Raw genomic sequence first — 18764 nt, 5'->3', positions numbered from 1 at the left:
CCGTCACGACAATCCGGTACCGGGACCGGCCCCTCCTTCCGCGGCGCCTGTCAAGGGGCGCGTTTGTGTGACTGTCGGGCGGTCCGGCCGTCGCGGAGGGTGGCTCACGTCGTCGTTGATCGACCGATCCGACCGATCCGACCGAGGAGACTGAGCACCGCATGTCCACTGATGACCGCGGGTTCCTGCCCCTGACGTCGCCGCAGGCCGGCGTCTGGTTCGCGCAGCAACTCGACCCCACCCGTGGCGACTACACCATCGGCGAGTACCTGGAGATCCGTGGCGCCGTGGACCCGGCGCTCTTCGAGGAGGCGCTGCGCCGGGTCCGGGACGAGACCGACGTGCTCGGCATGCGCTTCGCCGAAGTGGACGGCTCCGTACGGCAGGTCCCCGCCGGCCGGGCCCCGCTGCTGCTGGAGACGGTGGACGTCAGCGGGTCCGCCGATCCGGTCGCCGAGGCCGAGGCGCGGATGCGGGCCGAGCTCGCCCGGCCGATGGACCTCGCCACCGGTGACGTGAGCCGGCACCTGCTGGTGCGGACCGGGCCGGAGGCGTACGCGTGGCTGCACGGCTACCACCACATCGTCATGGACGGCGTGAGCGGCTCCCTGGTGGCCCGGCGGACCGCCGAGGTCTACTCCGCGCTGGTGGCGGGCACCCCCGTACCGGCGTCCGGCTCCGCGCCCTGGCGGGAGATCGTTGCGGAGGAGGACGCCTACCGGGGGTCGCAGGAGTACGAGCGCGACCGTGCGTTCTGGCGTACGAAGCTGGCCGGTGCCCCGGAGCCCGTCGGTTTCACCGGCAGTGCCCCGGCCCGGCCGACGGGCGAGGTGGTACGGGTCCGGCGCGACCTGACCGACGAGGACGCCCGCGCGCTGCGGGACGCCGCCCGGCGGTACGGCACCCGGTGGTCGGCGCTGGTGATGGCCGCGGCCGCCGCGTACCTGCACCGGATGAACGGTGCCGAGGACATCGTGCTCGGCCTGCCGGTCACCGGCCGCGTCACCCCCGCGGCGCGCCGGACCATCGGCATGTTCTCCAAGGTCCTTCCGCTGCGGCTGACCGTCACCGGTGCGACGGGCGTCGGTGAGCTGGTGCGGCGTACCTCGGCCGGCATCAAGGAGGTGCTGCGGCACCAGCGGTACCGCATCGAGGAGCAGACGTCCGGCGACCGGATGTGGGACGCCGCGGTCAACCTCATGTCGTTCGACTACGCGCTGTCCTTCGCCGGTGCCCCGGCGACCGCGCACAACCTGTCGGTCGGTCCGGTGGACCACCTGTCGCTCAACGTCTACGACCGCGGCGGGGACAGCCCGCTGACCGTCCAGGCCGAGGTGGACGCCGCCGACGCCGGCGCCGCGGAGCTGGCGGGCCACCTGGAGCGGTTCACGCGCTTCCTGGTCGGGTTCGCGGCCGCGGGCGCCGACGCCCCCGTCGACGCGCCGGACCTGCTCACCGAAGGCGACCGCGCCCGGCTGGCGGTCCTCGGTGACGGCGGCACGGGCGGGGCCCCGGTGGACCGCTGCCTGCACCACCTGTTCGAGGAGCAGGCGGCGCGGACACCGGACGCCGTGGCCGTGGTCTGCGACGGCGAGGAGCTCACCTATGGCGCGCTGGACGCCTGGGCGCGGGACGTCGCGGCCCGGCTGCGGCCGCTGACCGCGCCCGGGGAGCCGGTCGGGATCAGCGTGGAGCGCTCGCCGGCCATGGTCGCGGCGCTGCTCGGGATCCTGAAGGCGGGCGCGGCCTACGTACCGCTGGATCCCGGGCTGCCGAAGGCCCGGATCGCGTACGTCGTGGCCGACGCCGGGATCCGGACGGTCGTGGCCGGGGAAGCCGCCGCCGACCGCCTGCCGGCGGGTCCGGCGGTCGTACCGGCGGGGCCGGCGGGCGACGCGGGCGACGGCGCGGGCCTCGTCACGCCGCCGGTGCCGCTGCCCGCCGCGGCGCCCGCCTACCTGCTGTACACCTCCGGCAGCACGGGCGAGCCCAAGGGCGTGCTCGTGTCGCACGCCGCGGCGGCCGACTTCGTCCTCGGGCACCTCGCGCTCACGGGCGTCGGCGCGGGCGAGCGGTTCCTCGGCTTCGCCTCGCTCTCCTTCGACGTCTGTGTCCTCGACGTCTTCGGCGCGCTGCTCAGCGGCGGCACGCTGGTGCTGGCCACCGACGAGGAGCGGGTGGACGTGGACCGGCTCCAGGCGCTGCTGGCCGACGGCGCCGTCACGGTGGCCGACCTGCCGCCCGCCCTGCTGCCGCTGCTCGACCCGGACGCGCTGCCCGCGCTGCGGGTGCTGTCCACGGGCGGCGAGGCGCCGTCCGGCGACGCCGTCGAGCGGTGGGCGGCCGGCGGGCGTGCGGTGTGGAACGCGTACGGGCCGACCGAGGCCGCCGTCTCGGTGACGATGCACCGGTGCGCCTCGCCGTCGGCGGGCCGGGTGCCGCCGATCGGGCGGCCCATGGTCAACCACCGGGCGTACGTGGTGGATCCCCGGCTGCGGCTGCTGCCGCCGGGGGCCGCCGGTGAGCTGTGCGTGGCGGGCGACGGGCTGGCCCAGGGGTACGCGGGACGCCTCCGGATGACGGCGGAGCGGTTCGTGCCCGATCCGTTCGCCGCCGTGCCCGGGGCCCGGATGTACCGGACGGGTGACCTGGTGCGCTGGACGGCCGGCGGGGAGCTGGAGTTCCTCGGACGGATCGACCAGCAGGTCAAGGTCAACGGCCACCGGATCGAACCGGGCGAGATCGAGACCGTACTGGCCCGGCACGCGTCGGTCGGCCAGGCGGCGGTCGTCGTGCACGAGGCGCCGCACGCGGGCCGCCGGCTGGTCGCCTTCGTGGCCCCGGTGCCCGGCGGGTCCGTGGCCGGGACCGACGTGCTGACGGCCCATCTGGAGGACGCCCTGCCGCGGTACATGGTGCCGCACACCTTCGTGGCGCTGGACCGGCTGCCGCTGACCGCGGGCGGCAAGGTCGACCGCAAGGCGCTGGTCGTGCCCGAGGCGCCGGCCGACGTGACGGCACCGGCGCGGCCCGGGCGGACGTACACGGCCGTCGAGGAACGGCTCGGCGCGCTGTTCGCCGAGGCGCTGGGCCGTCCCGCCACGCCGGACGACAACTTCTTCGAGCTCGGCGGGGACAGCATCACCGCGCTCACGCTGGTCAGCCGGGCCCGGGCGCAGGGCTTCGGGTTCACGCTGCGCGAGGTGTTCGCGCACAAGACCGCGGCCGCCCTCGCGGCGGCGGTGGGCGACGCCGCCCCGGCGGCGGCCGCCGCCGACACCCCCGAGGAGTACGGCGAGCTGCCCGCGACGCCCGTCATGCGCTGGCTGCTGGACGGCCCCGGGCCCGTGGGCCGGTTCAGCCAGTCCCTGGTGCTCACCCTGCCCGAGGGGGCGGACGAGGAGCGGCTGGTCCGGGTCCTGCAGGCGGTCCTGGACCGGCATGCCGCCCTGCGGATGCGGGTGACCGAGGGCCCGGACGGGCGCGCGCTGTGCGCGGTCGGCGAGCCTGGCTGCGTGGCCGCCGCGGGCCTGCTGCGCCGTATCGGGACGGCCGGACTCGACGGCACGGCCCGCGCCGCTCTCCTGGAGCGGGCGGCGGCGGACGCGGCCGGTGAACTGGACCCCGCCGAGCGGCGGATGGTGCGCGCGGTCCACTTCGACGGCGGAGCCGACGTCCCCGGGCGGCTGCTGCTGTGCGTGCACCACCTGGCCGTGGACGGCGTCTCCTGGCGCATCCTGATGGCGGACCTCGCCGAGGCGTGGGACGCGGTCGCCGCGGGGCGGCCGGTGCGGCTCGCGGCGACCGGGACCTCCTTCCGCGACTGGGCCGGTCATCTGGAGCGGCGGGCCGGCTCCCCCGAGGTGCTGGCCGAACTGCCCTTCTGGCAGCAGACCCTGGCGCCCGTCACCTCGCCCGCCGCCGCACCCGTCGCCGGTACGGCCGCGGCCCTGTGGGACCGGGTGCCCGATCCGGTACGGGACACCGTGGCCACGACCCGGACGCTGACGCTGTCCCTGCCCGCCGAGGTCACCGGTCGGCTGCTGGCCGAGGTGCCCGCGGCGCTGCGTACCGGGCCCACCGAGGTGCTGCTGGCGGCGCTCGCCCTGGCGGCCCACGACCCCGCCGTACCGGGAGGCCGTCCCGAGGCGCTGCTGGTCGACCTGGAGGGCCACGGGCGGGCGGACCGTACGGGAGTGCACGACCTGTCGCGGACGGTCGGCTGGTTCACGACGCAGTACCCGGTCCGGCTCGATCTGCGCGGCCTCGACGCGCAGGAGTCCGGCCCGCACGCCCCGGCCGCGCCGGGGCCCGATGTGGCGGAGCTGGTCGGGCGGGTCCACGAGTGCCTCGCCGCCGTGCCGGACCACGGCACCGGCTACGGGCTGCTGAGCCACCTCAGCCCCGGCACGGCGGCGGCGCTGGCCGGACTCCCCCGGCCCCGGGTGCTGTTCAACTACCTCGGCCGCTTCGACGGCTCCGGCGAGGCGCCCTGGACCCCGGCCCCCGAGGCGGGCGGACTGCGCGCCGACGCCGACCCGGCCATGCCGGTCGACCACTGCCTCCAGATCGACGCGCTGGCGGTGGACGGCCCCGCGGGCCCGGCCCTGACCGCCGTCCTGACCTGGCCGCAGGCCCTCGTCTCCACGGCGGAGGCCGAAGCCCTCGTCGCGGCCTGGGAGGCGGCGCTGCGCGAGCTGGCCGCCTGGTCGGCCCCGGCCGGCCCGGCCCGGCTGACGCCGCGCGACCTGCCGCTGGTCCGGCTGACGCGGCCGGAGGTGGACGGCCTGGCCGAGCGCTGTCCCGGGCTCGCGGACGTCCTGCCGCTCTCGCCCCTCCAGGAGGGCCTGTTCTTCCACGCCGCGTACGACGCCCAGGGGATGGACGCGTACACCGGGCAGATCGTGCTGACCCTGGACGGCGCGCTGGACGCGGACGCGCTGCGCGCGGCCTGCGGGCGGCTGCTGCGACGGCACGGCGCGCTGCGGGCCGCGTTCACCGACCGCGGCCTGGACCGGCCCGTGCAGGTCGTACCCGCCGCGGTCGACACGCCCTGGGAGGTGGTGGACCTCACCGGTCCGGCCGCCGCGGACGGCGGGGCGGCCTGGGAGCGGCTGCTGGCCGAGGACCGGATGCGCCGCTTCGACCTCGAACGGCCGCCGCTGGTGCGCTTCACCCTGGTCCGGGTCGGCGAGGCCCGGCACCGGCTGGTGATGACGAACCATCACATCCTGTGGGACGGCTGGTCGTCCGCCGTACTGCTGCGCGATCTGCTGACGTCGTACGCCGAGTCGGTGGACGCCGAGTCGACGGGCGCCGAGTCGGCCGGCGCCGAGCCCGCCGCCACCGTCGCGGAGGTCGCCTACGGCGACTACCTGGCCTGGCTGGGACGCCAGGACCGGGAGGCGGCCGCGGCCGCCTGGAGCGGGGCCCTCGCGGGCCTGGCCGAGCCCACCCTGCTGGGCGCGGCCGACCCGAACCGGCTCGACGCGCTGCCCGAGCGGATCACGCTGGAGCTCTCGCCGGAGCGGACCGCCCGGCTCACCGAGCGGGCCCGGGCGGCGGGCGTCACCCTCAACAGCGTGGTCCAGGGCGCCTGGGCGGTCCTGCTGGGCCGGCTGACGGCCCGTGACGACGTGGTGTTCGGCGGGACCGTCTCGGGCCGCACGGCCGAGGTCGAGGGGATCGAGCGGCTGGTCGGCCTGCTGATCAACACCCTGCCCGTGCGCTTCCGGATCCGCGACGAGGAGCCGCTGCTGACGGCGCTCGCCCGGTTCCAGGACGAGCAGGCCCAGTTGATGGACCATCAGCACCTGGGGCTGGCCGACATCCAGCGGGCGGCCGGGCTGGGCACGCTCTTCGACACCACTGTCGTCGTCGAGAACTATCCGCTGGACCTGGAGTCCCTGCGGGACCTGGCGGGCGGGGTCCGGCTGAGCGGGGTGGAGGGCGCGGACGCCACCCACTACACCGTCAACCTCATCGTCCTGCCCGGCGAGCGGCTGCGGCTGCACCTCGACCACCGGCCCGACGTGCTCGACGCCCGGACCGCGCGCAGTGTCGCGGACGGTCTGGAGCGGCTGCTGACCGCGGTGGCCGAGGAGCCCGGCCGCCCCGTCGGCTCGGTCGACCTCCTCTCCGCCGAGCAGCACCGGCTGCTGGAGGAGTGGAACAGCACGCCGGTCCCGGTCCCCGCCACCACCCTGGTGGAGCTGTTCGAGCGGCAGGCCGCCCGGACCCCGGACGCCCTGGCCACCGTCTTCGGCGCCGAGCGGCTGACGTACGCGCAGCTCGACGCGCGCGCCGGGCGGCTGGCCCGGGTGCTGCGGGCGCGCGGGGCCGGTCCGGAGACGATCGTGGCGGTCGCCCTGCACCGCTCCACCGGGATGGTGCTCGCGCTGCTGGCCGTACTGAAGGCGGGCGCCGCGTACCTGCCGGTCGACCCCTCGCTGCCGGCGGAGCGGGTGGCCTACCTGCTCGAGGACGCCGCACCCGTGCTGCTGCTGACCACACCGGACGTGGACGCCGGGCTCCCGGCCGCGCCGGGGCTGCCCCGGGTGCGCCCCGACACGGCGGACGGCCCGGACGGCCCGGCCGGGGGCGCTGAGGGCGGTCCCGGCGAGGCGCCGCTGCCGACCCACCCGGCCTACGTCATCTACACCTCCGGCTCGACCGGGCGGCCCAAGGCGGTGGTCGTGGAGCACGCGGCGATCGTCAACCGGCTGCTGTGGATGCAGGACCGCTACGGACTCGGGCCCGACGACCGGGTGCTGCAGAAGACCCCGTTCGGCTTCGACGTCTCGGTGTGGGAGTTCTTCTGGCCGCTGCTGACGGGGGCGGCGCTGGTCGTCGCCGAGCCCGGCGGCCACAAGGATCCGGCGTACCTGGCCGGCGTCATCCGGCGCGAGTCGGTCACCACCGTGCACTTCGTGCCGTCCATGCTGGCCGCCTTCGTGGCGGACCCGGCGGCCGGCGCGTGCCGGTCGCTGCGGCGGGTGATCTGCAGCGGCGAGGCACTGCCCGAGGCGCTGAAGAACCGGTTCCTCGATGTGCTCGACGTGCCGCTGCACAACCTGTACGGGCCCACCGAGGCGGCGGTCGACGTCACCCACTGGGACTGCCGCCGCACCGACACCGGACCGGTGCCCATCGGACGGCCGATCTGGAACACCGCGCTGTACGTGCTGGATCCGGCGGGGCGTCGCGTCCCGATCGGGGTCCCCGGCGAGCTGTACCTGGCGGGCGCCGGGCTGGCGCGCGGCTACCTGCGGCGGCCGGAGTTGACCGCCGAGCGCTTCCCGCTGGACCCGTTCGGGCCGCCCGGGTCGCGGATGTACCGGACGGGCGACATCGCCCGGTTCCGGGCGGACGGGGCGGTGGAGTACCTCGGCCGCACCGACGACCAGGTCAAGATCCACGGGTTCCGGATCGAGCTCGGCGAGATCGAGACGGCGCTGTCCCGGCTCCCGGGCTCCGGCCGCGCGGCGGTGGTCGTGCGCGAGGACACCCCGGGCGAGCGCAGGCTCGTCGGATACGTCGTGCCCGCGCCCGGGACGCACCCGGACCCGGCCGAGCTGCGCGCCGAACTGGCCCGCACGCTACCCGAGTACATGGTGCCGCTGGTGGTCCTCGTCGAGGACCTGCCGGTCACGCCGAACGGCAAGCTCGACCGCCGGGCCCTGCCGGCCCCGGCCACCGCGGCCACCGGTCACGAACCTCCCGAGGGCGAGACCGAGGAACTGGTCGCCCTGGTGTGGCAGTCGGTCCTGGACGTGTCGGAGATCGGGCGCCACGACGACTTCTTCGCCCTCGGGGGGCACTCGCTGAGCGCCACGCGGGTCGCGGCCCGGCTGCGCCAGACGCTGGGCCTGGAACTGCCCCTGCACACCCTCTTCGAACAACGGACCGTCGCCGAGCTCGCCGTCGCGATCGAGACGGCCCTCTTCGCGGACATCGCGGCCGCCACGGCCGATGACGCGCTGTCACTCGTACCTCAGGGAGAGACCTCGTGACCACCCAGGAGAGCCGGCCGGCCGCGGTGGACAGCCGCCTGGCCGCCGCCCGTGAGCTGCTGCGCCGCCGTGTGCGGGACGCGCTGGCCGCGTCCTCGGACGCCGCGGCGCCCGGCAGCACCGATCCCGACGCCCCCGCCCCCGCACCCGCCGCCGGGGACACTCCCGGCACCGGTGCCGAACCCGCCCCGCCCGTCGCCTCCTTCGCCCAGGAGCGGATGTGGCTGGTGGACCGGATGGCGGACGGCACGCCCGGCTACGCGATACCGGAGGTCGTCCGGCTGCGCGGCCCGCTGCGGGCCGAGTCGCTGCGGCGCGCCCTGACCGCCGTCGTGGCCCGGCACGCGCCGCTGCGCACGGTGTTCGAGGAGCGCGACGGGTCGCCGTACCCCGTCGTCCTGCCGGCCCCCGAGGCCGTGCCGCTTCCGCTGCTCGACCTCGGCTCCCCCGCGCCGGAAGGGGGCGGCGACGCCGCCGAGCGCGAGCGGCGGGCCCTCGGCCTGGCCCGTGCCGAGGCCCGCAAGCCGTTCGACCTCGCGGCCGGCCCGCTGCTGCGCGCCCTGCTGATCCGGCTCGCCGACGACGAGCACCTGCTGGTGCTCGTGGTCCACCACATCGCGACCGACGGCTGGTCGATGACCCTGCTGTGGCAGGAACTCTCCGCCGGCTACACGGCGCTGGTCCAGGGCCGGCCGCTGCCCGACCCGCCGCTGCGGCTGGACTACCAGGCCTACGCCCGTGAGCAGCGCCAGCGCTTCGAGCGCGGCGCCATGGACGGGCAGCTGCGCCACTGGGAGCGGTGCCTGGCCGGGCTGGAGCCGCTGGAACTGCCCACCGACCGGCCCCGGCCCACCCGCCGCAGCGGCGACGGGCGCAGCCTCGGCTTCACCCTCGACGCGGGCCTCACCGACCGGCTTCGCCGGCTCGCCGAGGCCCAGGGCGCCACGCTGTTCATGACCCTGCTCGCCGGTTTCCAGGCCGTACTGGCCCGCTGCGGCGGCAGCGACGACATCGCGGTCGGCACCCCGGTCGCGGGCCGCGACCGGGTGGAACTGGAGCCTCTCATCGGCTTCTTCGTCAACACCGTGGTGCTGCGCACCGACCTGTCGGGCGTGATCGGCTTCCGGGAGCTGCTGGGCCGGGTCCGCCGCGTGACGCTGGACGCGTACGACCACCAGGAGGTGCCCTTCGACCGGGTCGTGGAGCACCTGAGCCCGGAGCGGGTCGGCGACCGCAACCCGCTGGTGCAGGTGATGTTCGCGTCCGCGCAGGACGAGACCGCCGGGCTGCGGCTGCCGGGCCTGACCGCCGAGCCGGTCGGCACCGACTTCGGCGGCTCGCTGTTCGACCTGAGCGTGTTCGTCGCGGAGGGCGCCGACCGCTGCACCGGCTCGCTGGTCTTCGACACCGACCTCTTCGACACCGCCACGGCCGAACTGCTGCTGGGCCACTACCTGGAGCTGCTGGCGGCGGCCGCCGACGCGCCCGAGCGGCCGCTGGCCGAGCTGCTGCCGTCCGCCGGCGCGGCGGCCCGGCTGGTGGGCCGGGGCCACGGCACGCCGCGCGCGGACCTGGCACCCGCCACGCTGGTGGACCTCTTCGCCGAGCAGGTACGGCGCTCCCCGGACGCGGATGCGGTGGTGTGCGGCGCGGAGCGGCTCACGTACGCCGAACTCGACGCCCGTTCCTCCCGGCTGGCCGCCCGGCTCGCCGGGGCCGGCGTGGGCCGCGAGTGCGCGGTGGCGCTGCTGATGGAGCGCTCGGTGCACGTCCCCGTGGCGCTGCTGGGCGTCCTCAAGGCCGGGGGCACCTATGTGCCGCTGAACCCGTCCTTCCCGGTGGAGCGGCTGCACTGGATGGTCGAGCGCACCGGCGCCCGCCTGCTGCTGGCCGACCCGGTGACGGCGGCGCACGCGGCGGTGGCCGCCTCGCCCGTCCCGGTGCTGGACGCGACCGCGAGCGAGGGGCCGGAAGGGACGGAGGGGCCGGATGGGGCGGCGTACACCCCCGCGCCGTGCGCCCCGGACCAGCTGGCGTACGTGATGTACACCTCCGGCTCGACCGGCGAGCCCAAGGGCATCGCGGTCACGCACGCCAATGTCGCGGCGCTCGCCCGCGACGCCTCGTTCGGCCCGGCCCACCGCCGGGTGCTCGCGCACTCCCCGCTGTCCTTCGACGCCTCCACGTACGAGCTGTGGGTGCCGCTGCTGGCCGGTGGCCAGGTGGTGATGGCGCCGCCCGGCCGGATCGACACCGCGGCGCTCGCGCGGCTGGTGCGCGAGCACCGGATCACCACGCTGTGGCTGACCGCCGCCCTGTTCAACCTGGTGGTCGACGAGTGCGTGGAGCTGCTCACCGAGGTGCGGGAGGTGTGGACCGGCGGCGAGGCCGCCTCCCCCGAGGCGTTCCGCCGGGCCCTGGAAGCGGCCCCGGACACGCTGCTCACCAACGCGTACGGTCCCACCGAGACCACCACGTTCGCGCTGCGGCACCGGCTGGACGCCCGCGCCGGGGACGGTGTCGACGGGCGCGTGCCCATCGGCACCCCGCTGGACGACACCCGCCTGTACGTCCTCGACGGCCGCGGCCGTCCGGTGCCCGAGGGCGCGGTCGGTGAGCTGTGCGTGGGCGGCACGGGCGTGGCCCGCGGCTACCTGGGCCGTCCGGGGCTGACCGCGCGGCAGTTCGTGGTCGACCCCTACGGCCCGCCCGGCGCGCGCATGTACCGCACCGGCGACCTGGCCCGGCGGCGCCCCGACGGGACCGTCGACTACCTGGGCCGCGCCGACCAGCAGGTCAAGATCCGCGGCTTCCGCATCGAACCGGGCGAGATCGAGGCCGAGCTGACGCGCTGCCCGCAGGTCGGGCGCGCCGCGGTGGTGGTCCGCGAGGACACGCCCGGCGAGCAGCGGCTGGTGGCCTACGTCGTCCCGGTGCCCGGCGAGAGCGCCGACCCGGACGCGCTGCACCGCGCGCTGGCCGCCCGGCTGCCGGCGTACATGCTGCCCGCCGCGATCCTGCCGCTGGACGCGCTGCCGATGACGCCCAACGGCAAGCTGGACCGGCGCGCCCTGCCGGCACCGGCCGGGCAGGGCGTGCGCAGGGCGGAGTTCGCCGCCCCCGCGACGGCCGGCGAGGAACTGGCCGCGGCCGTGTGGGGCGAGGTGCTCGGCGTCGACCGGATCGGCCGGCACGACGACTTCTTCGCGCTCGGCGGCCATTCGCTGCGCGCCACCCGGGTGGTCTCCCGGCTCGCGGCCCGGCTGGGCGGCGCGGTGCCGCTGCGGCTGCTGTTCGAGCACCCGGTCCTGGAGCGGTTCGCCGCCGCCCTGGACGCGCTGCACGGCGGCACCGCGGCGGGCGCGGGTTCCGGCTCCGGCCCGGGGTCCGCCGGCGCCGTCATCACGCCCCGGCCGGCCGGGGAGCCGGCTCCGCTGTCCTTCGCCCAGCAGCGGCTGTGGTTCCTGGACCAGCTCCAGCCGGGCCGGCCCGACTACAACATCCCCGTCGTCACCCGCATGGACGGGCCGCTGGACGCCGACGCGCTGCTGGAGGCGCTGCGCACCGTCGTGACGCGGCACGAGGTGCTGCGCTCGCGGATCGGCGAGGGCCCCGACGGGCCCGTGCAGTGGGTGGCGCCGGCGGAGGTGTTCGTACCGCTCCTGACCGACCTCGGCGACCTGCCGCCGGAGGAGGCCCGCTCGCGGGCGCTCGGGCTCGCGCACGCCGACGCGGCCGCGCCGTTCGACCTGACGGCCGCCCCGCTGCTGCGGGCCCGTGTGGTACGGGTGGGCGCGGACGAGCACCTTCTGGTCCTGGTCCTGCACCACACGGTCGGCGACGGCTGGTCGATGCCGGTGCTGTGGCGGGAGCTGTCGGCGGCGTACGGCGCGCTGCGGCGCGGCGAGCGCCCGGCGCTGCCTGCGCTCACCGTCCAGTACGGCGACTACGCGCACTGGCAGCAGCGACGGCTGGGCGAGGGCGCGGCGGACGCCGGGATCGCGCACTGGCGCGAGACGCTGGCGGGGCTGGCCGCACTGGAGCTGCCCACCGACCGGCCGCGCCCGCAGGCGCGCTCCGGCGCGGGCGACGTGATCACCTTCGAGGTGCCGGCGGAGCTCGCCGCGCGGCTGGGCTCGCTGGCCCGGGCGCGCGGGGCGACGCTGTTCATGGTGCTGCTGGCCGGCTTCCAGGCGCTGCTGGCCCGTTGCACGGGGCAGGACGACATCACGGTCGGCTCCCCCATCGCGGGCCGTGACCGGACCGAACTGGAGCCGCTGATCGGCTTCTTCGTCAACACCCTGGTGCTGCGCACCGACCTGTCGGGCGATCCCGCGTTCACCGAACTGCTGGGCCGCGTGCGGCAGACGGCGCTGGCCGCGTACGAGCACCAGGACGTGCCCTTCGACCGGCTGGTGGAGGAGCTGCGGCCGGAGCGCGACCTCAGCCGCAACCCGCTGTTCGACGTGCTGTTCCAGCTGCACCCCGAGCAGCTCGACGCGCTGCCGCTGGACGGGGTGCGCGTGGAGTCGCTGGACACGGCGAACGGGACGGCCAAGTTCGACCTCGGTCTGGCGATGACCGAGCACCCCGGCGGTCTGACGGGCACGCTGCAGTTCGCCACCGACCTCTTCGACCGCGCCACGATGGACCGTTTCGGCGCCGCGTACCTGCGGCTGCTGGGCTCGGCCGCCGACCGGCCCGGGGACCGGCTGTCCCGGCTGGAGGTGCTCTCCGCGGAGGAGCGGGCGGCGCTGCTCGGCCCGGCCCCGGCGGAGGGAACCGAGCTCGCGGCCCCGGCCCCGGCCCCGATGCTGCACTCGCTCGTCGAGTCGCAGGCCCGGCGCCGGCCCGGCGCGGTGGCGGTGACCTGCGCGGGCCGCTCCATGACGTACGCGGAGCTCGACGCGGCGGCCAACCGGCTGGCGCGGCGGCTGCGGGAGCACGGGGTCGGCCCCGGCGCACCGGTCGCCGTGATGACGGGACGCGACACGCGGATGGTGGTCGCCGTCCTGGCCGTGCTGAAGGCGGGCGGCGCCTTCGTACCGGTGGACGCCGGCCACCCGGCCGCGCGGATCGCCACGGTCCTGGCGGACAGCGGGGCGCGGCTGGTGCTGACGGGCGGGCTGCCCGACGGGGTCCCGGACGGCCTGCCGGCCGCCGTGCCCGTCCTCGACCTGGACCTGGACCGGGAGCAGCCGCGGATCGACGCGCTGTCCCCGGAACCCCTGCCGGACGCGGCGGCCGGCGCGGGCGGGCCCGGCGGGCTGGCCTACCTGCTGTACACCTCGGGCTCGACCGGCCGCCCCAAGGGCGTGGCGGTGCCGCATGCCGCGATCACCGGCTATCTGGCGGCCCTGACCGCGACGTTCGGTCTGGGCGAGGACGACACGGTGCTCGCCCGGACGGCGCTCACCTTCGACCCGTCCGTCCGGGACCTGTTCGCCCCGCTGACGACGGGCGGCCGGGTGGTGCTGGCCGGGGCGGACGAGGCCGCGGATCCCGACGCGCTGGCCCGGCTGCTGCGCACGGAGCACGTCACGGCCGTCCTGTCCATCGTCCCCTCGATGCTGGCCCCGCTCGTCGACGCGGTGGCCGAGCCCTGCCCGGCGCTGCGGCTGGTGATGACGACCGGGGAGGCGCTGACCGCCGGGCTGGCGGGCGCCGCGCGCGCCCTGGGGCCGGCGGACCGGCTGCGGCTGGTCAACCAGTACGGCCCCACCGAGTGCACCAACACCACCACTTACCACGTGGTCACGGACGCCGACATCGCCTCCGGTCGCATCCCGATCGGCCGGCCGCTGCCCGGGGCGCGCGTCCTGGTCCTCGGCGCGCACCTCGAACCGCTCCCCCGCGGTGCGATCGGCGAGCTGTTCATCGCCGGGCGCGGGGTCGCCCTCGGCTATCTCGGCGATCCCGTCCGGACGGCCGCGGCGTACCTGCCGGACCCCTACGGTCCGCCCGGCAGCCGGATGTACCGCACCGGCGACCTGGTGCGGCTGCGGGCCGACGGGGTGCTGGAGTTCCACGGGCGCCGCGACAACCAGGTCAAGGTACGCGGCCACCGGATCGAGCTCGGCGAGGTGGAGGCGGCCGTGCTGCGCCACCCCGACGTGGCGCGCGCGGTGGTGGCCGCCCACGGCAAGGGCGAGGACAAGGCCCTGGTCGCGTACGTGGTGTGGCGCGTCCGGGGCGCGGCGGCGGACGGTGGCGGGGACCCCCTCAACGGTGCGGCCGGTGCGGCCGGTGCGGCCGGTCCGGCCGGTCCGGCCGGTGGGCCCGGCGCCGTGCTGGACTCCGTACGCGAGGTCCTGCCCGCCGCGCTGGTCCCCTCGTCGCTGGTCGTGCTGGACGCGCTGCCGCTGACGCCCAACGGCAAGGTGGACCGACGGGCGCTGCCCGCCCCCGCGCCCGGCGCGGACGGGGCCGGCGACCGAGTCGCGGTCGCCGCGCGGACGCCGCTGGAGCGCACGGTCGCCGAGGTCTGGGAGGAGGTGCTGGGCAGCGGTACGGTCGGCATGCGCGACCACTTCTTCGAGCGGGGCGGCCATTCGCTGCGCGCCACCCGGGTCGTCTCCCGGCTGCGGTCGCGGCTGGCGCGGGAGATCCCGATGCAGCTGCTCTTCCGCCACCCGGTCGCCGAGGACTTCGCCCGGGCGCTCGCCGCGCTGGACACCCGGGCCGGGGCCGCCATCCCGGCGCTGCCCGCCGGCCCCGGTCCGCTCTCCTTCGGCCAGCAGCGGCTGTGGCTGCTGGACCGCCTCCAGCCGGGCCGCCCCGACTACAACATGCCCGGCGCGATGCGCCTGCGGGGCGAGCTGGACACCGCGGCCGCCCTGGGTGCGCTGCGCGACGTCGTGGAGCGCCACGAGGTCCTCCGCTCGCGCATCGCCGCAGACGGCGAAGGCGGCGACGGGTCCGACGGGGCCGGTGGGGCCGGCGCCCGGCTCGTGCCCGAGGACGCGGCCGTGTTCACGCCCGCGTACACCGATCTGGCCGCGCTGGGCGCCGCGCGGGCCGCGGCGCGGGCCCGGGAGCTGGCGGCGGCCGACGCCGCCCGGCCCTTCGATCTCGCCACCGCACCGCTGCTGCGCGCCCGTCTGGTGCGGATCACGGAGGACGAGCACCTGCTGGTCCTCGTCGCCCACCACATCGCGTTCGACGGCTGGTCGGTGGGGGTGTTCTGGCAGGACTTCTTCGCCGCCTACCGCGCCCGCACCGAACCGGGCGCCGAACCTCTCGCGGAACTCGCTGTCTCCTACCGGGAGTTCGCGGCGTGGCAGCGCGACCGGCTGACAGGCGAGCTGGTCGAGGACCAGCTCGCGTACTGGCGGGAGCGGCTGGCGGGGCTCGCCCCGCTGGACCTGCCCACGGACGCGCCGCGCGCGGCCACCCCCTCCGGGCGCGGCGACCAGCTGCCCTTCGTGCTGCCCGCGCCGCTGCTGCGCGAGCTGCGCGCGCTGGGCCGGCGCCACGACGCGACGCTGTTCATGGTGCTGCTGGCCGGCGTCCAGGCGCTGCTGGCCCGCTGGTCGGGCTCCGACGACATCACGGTGGGCTCGCCTGTCGCGGGCCGGGACCGGGCCGAACTGGAGCCGCTCGTCGGCTTCTTCGTCAACAACCTGGTGCTGCGCACCGACCTGTCCGGCGACGTGGGCTTCGGCGCGCTCGTCGGCCGGGCCCGGGAGACGGCGCTGGGGGCCTACGCCCATCAGGACGTGCCCTTCGAGCGCCTGGTCGAGGAGGTCCGCCCGGAACGCGACCTCAGCCGCAACCCGCTGTTCCAGGTGATGCTGGTCCTGGGCGAGGAGCGGCCGCCCGCGCCCACGCTGCCCGGCCTCGCGGCCGAGCCCGTGGAACTCGGCAGCGGCGCCTCGAAGTTCGACCTCTCCCTGTATTTCGCGGAGGAGGACGGCGAGCTGCGCGGCGAGGCCGTGTTCGCCACCGACCTCTTCGGCCGGGAGACCGTCGCGCGGATGACGGCGGCCCTGGTGGAGCTGCTCACCGCGGCCGTCGCCGCCCCGGACGCCCCCGTCCGATCGCTGGCCCTGCTCGGGGCCGAGGAGGAGCGGGAGGTGCTGCACCGGTGGAACGACACCGCCCAGGAGGTGCCGGCGCTACCGCTGCACGCGCTGGTCGGCGCGCAGGCGGCCCGTACGCCGGACTCCGTGGCCCTCGACGACGGGATGCGGCGGCTGACCTACGCCGAGGCGTGGGACCTCGCCGGCCGGCTGGCCGGGGAGCTTTCCGCGCTCGGTGTCGGGCCGGACACCGCGGTCGCGGTGAGCGTGGAGCGGTCGGCCCTGCTGCCCGTCGCCCTGCTGGGCGTGCTGCGCGGCGGCGGGCTGTACGTGCCGGTCGACCCGGAGTACCCGGCCGACCGGGTCGCGTACATGCTCGGCGACAGCGGCGCGCGGGTGCTGGTGGCCTCCGCGGGCCCGGCCGGGGCGCTCCCGGTGCCCGAGGGCGTACGGGTGGTGGACCTCGACGCGCTGTTCGCCGTACCGGACGGTGGCCAGGCGGACGCGGAGGCGGACCCGGGCGCGGTCGCTCCGGAGCAGCTGGCGTACGCCCTGTACACCTCGGGCTCGACCGGCCGCCCCAAGGGCGTGATGGTGCCGCACCGGGCGCTGGCCAACTTCGCCCGGGACATGGCGGACCGCCTGGAGCTGACCGCCGGCGACGCGGTCGCCGCCGTCACCACCGTCTCCTTCGACATCGCCGTGCTCGAACTGCTGGTGCCGCTGACCCGGGGCGCCACCGTCCGGGTCGTCGACCGTGACACCGCGCGCGACGGCACGCTGCTGGCCAAGGAGTTCGACGCGGCGGGCGTCACCGTCGTCCAGGCCACGCCCGCCACCTGGCACCAGCTGATGGAGAGCGGCTGGCAGGCCCCGCACGTACGCGCCCTGTGCGGCGGCGAGGCCCTGCCGGCGGCGCTCGCGGCGCGGATGCGGGCCGCCCTGGGGCCGGTCTGGAACGTGTACGGACCGACGGAGACCACCGTGTGGTCGACGGCCCACCGGCTGACGGCCGGCGACGGCGACGCTCCGGTGCCCATCGGCTCGGCGCTCGCCAACACCCGGCTGTACGTCCTCGACGAGCGGATGCGGCCCGTACCGGTCGGTGTCTTCGGTGAGTTGTTCATCGGCGGCGACGGAGTGGCCCGCGGCTACCACGGGCGGCCGGGGCTGACCGCCGAGCGGTTCGTCCCCGATCCGTACACGGCCGGCGGCCGGCTCTACCGCACCGGGGACCTGGTGCGCCGGCTCCCGGACGGCTCCCTGGAGTACCGGGGCCGGGCCGACGGCCAGGTCAAGGTGCGCGGGCACCGGATCGAGCTGGGCGAGATCGAGGCGGCGCTCGCCCGTCACCCCGAGGTGCTCGCGGCGGCCGTGGCCGTGCACGGCCAGGGAGTCGGGGCGACGCTGGTGGGCTATATGACCTGGCGGGCCGGGGCGGGCGACGTGGCGGCCGTGCGGGACTTCCTGCGCGAGGACCTGCCGGCGTACATGGTGCCGGGCGTGCTGACGGCGCTGGACCGGCTGCCGCTCACCCCGAACGGGAAGCTCGACCGCAGGGCCCTGCCCGCTCCGTCGGTCGACGCGGCCCGCACGGGCGGCACGCCGGGGGTGGCGCCGCGCGACGCGGCGGAGCTGCGGATGGCCCGGCTGTGGGAGGAGGTCCTCGGCACGGCACCGGTCGGGGTGCGCGACGACTTCTTCGCGCTCGGCGGGCACTCCCTGAAGGCCTTCGAGCTGATGGGCGCGGTACGCCGGGAGTTCGGGGTGGAGCTGCCGCTGAACCTGGTGTTCCGCAAGTCCACCGTGGAGCTGCTGTGCGAGGCGCTGCCGGAGGCGGCGGCCGCCTCGGCGCGGCTGCTGGTGCCGCTGGCCGACGGGGATCCGTCCCGGCCGCCGCTGATCCTGGTCCATCCGCGCGGCGGCGACGTGGTCTGCTACCGCGACCTGGTGCGCGAGCTGGGCGCGGGTGCGGACGGGCCCCGCCGGGTGCTCGGGCTGGAGTCGGTCGGCTACAACACCGCGGACGCGCCGCTGGAGCGGGTCGCCGAGATGGCGGAGCGCTACCTCGCGGCGATCCGGGACGAGGTGCCGGCCGGTCCGTACCTGCTGGCGGGCTGGTCGTTCGGCGGCACGGTGGCGTTCGAGATCGCGGCCCGCCTGGAGGCGGCCGGCGAGGAGGTCGCCTTCCTCGGCCTCGTCGACACCGCCGCCCCGGGTCCGGCGGCGCGCGCGGACGCCACGGCGGGCGATCCGGACCTGCTGCGCTACGGCATCGCCGCCGGGCTCGACGCACGGCAGGCGCGGGAGCTGGACGAGGACGCCCTGCTCGACGCTCTGGTACGGCGGGGCCGCGAGAACGGCAGCCTGCCCCGGCGTACGGCCGTGGCGGCGCTGCGGCGGATGCTGCGCGTCGCCGAGGCCAACGGGGCGGCGTCCGCGGCGTACCGCACGGAGGCCGTGCTCGCCACGGACCTGCACCTCTTCACGGTGACGGAGCGGCACGCGGAGCTCGCCACCCCGCTGGTGGATCCGGCGCCCTGGCGGCCGCGGACGCGGGCGGCGGTGCGCCACGCCACGATCCCGGGCAACCACCACACCCTGATGGACCCGCCGTACGCCGCCGTCCTGGCGGAACGGCTCGCCGAGGCCCTCGCAGCGGCGGCACCGGACGGTCACCGGACCGTCTGACCCCGAGAACCGGTACCACGTCAACACCTCGACACCTCAA

At 76.6% G+C, this 18764-nt stretch carries 2 protein-coding genes; both read left to right on the top strand.

The window, feature by feature from the left end:
* Positions 1–161: 161 nt before the first annotated feature.
* Entirely contained in the window at positions 162–8012 is a 7851-nt protein-coding gene (locus tag ACZ6KO_RS06710) for an amino acid adenylation domain-containing protein (RefSeq protein WP_469300842.1), read from the top strand.
* Entirely contained in the window at positions 8009–18724 is a 10716-nt protein-coding gene (locus ACZ6KO_RS06705; protein ID WP_469300840.1) for an amino acid adenylation domain-containing protein, read from the top strand. The genes ACZ6KO_RS06710 and ACZ6KO_RS06705 overlap by 4 nt, the downstream gene beginning before the upstream one ends.
* Positions 18725–18764 lie beyond the last annotated feature (40 nt).

The organism is Streptomyces sp. NPDC042102 (genome assembly GCF_055582305.1).
Note: the sequence above shows the minus strand (reverse complement) of the source record. Positions and strands in the feature narration are given on the sequence as shown.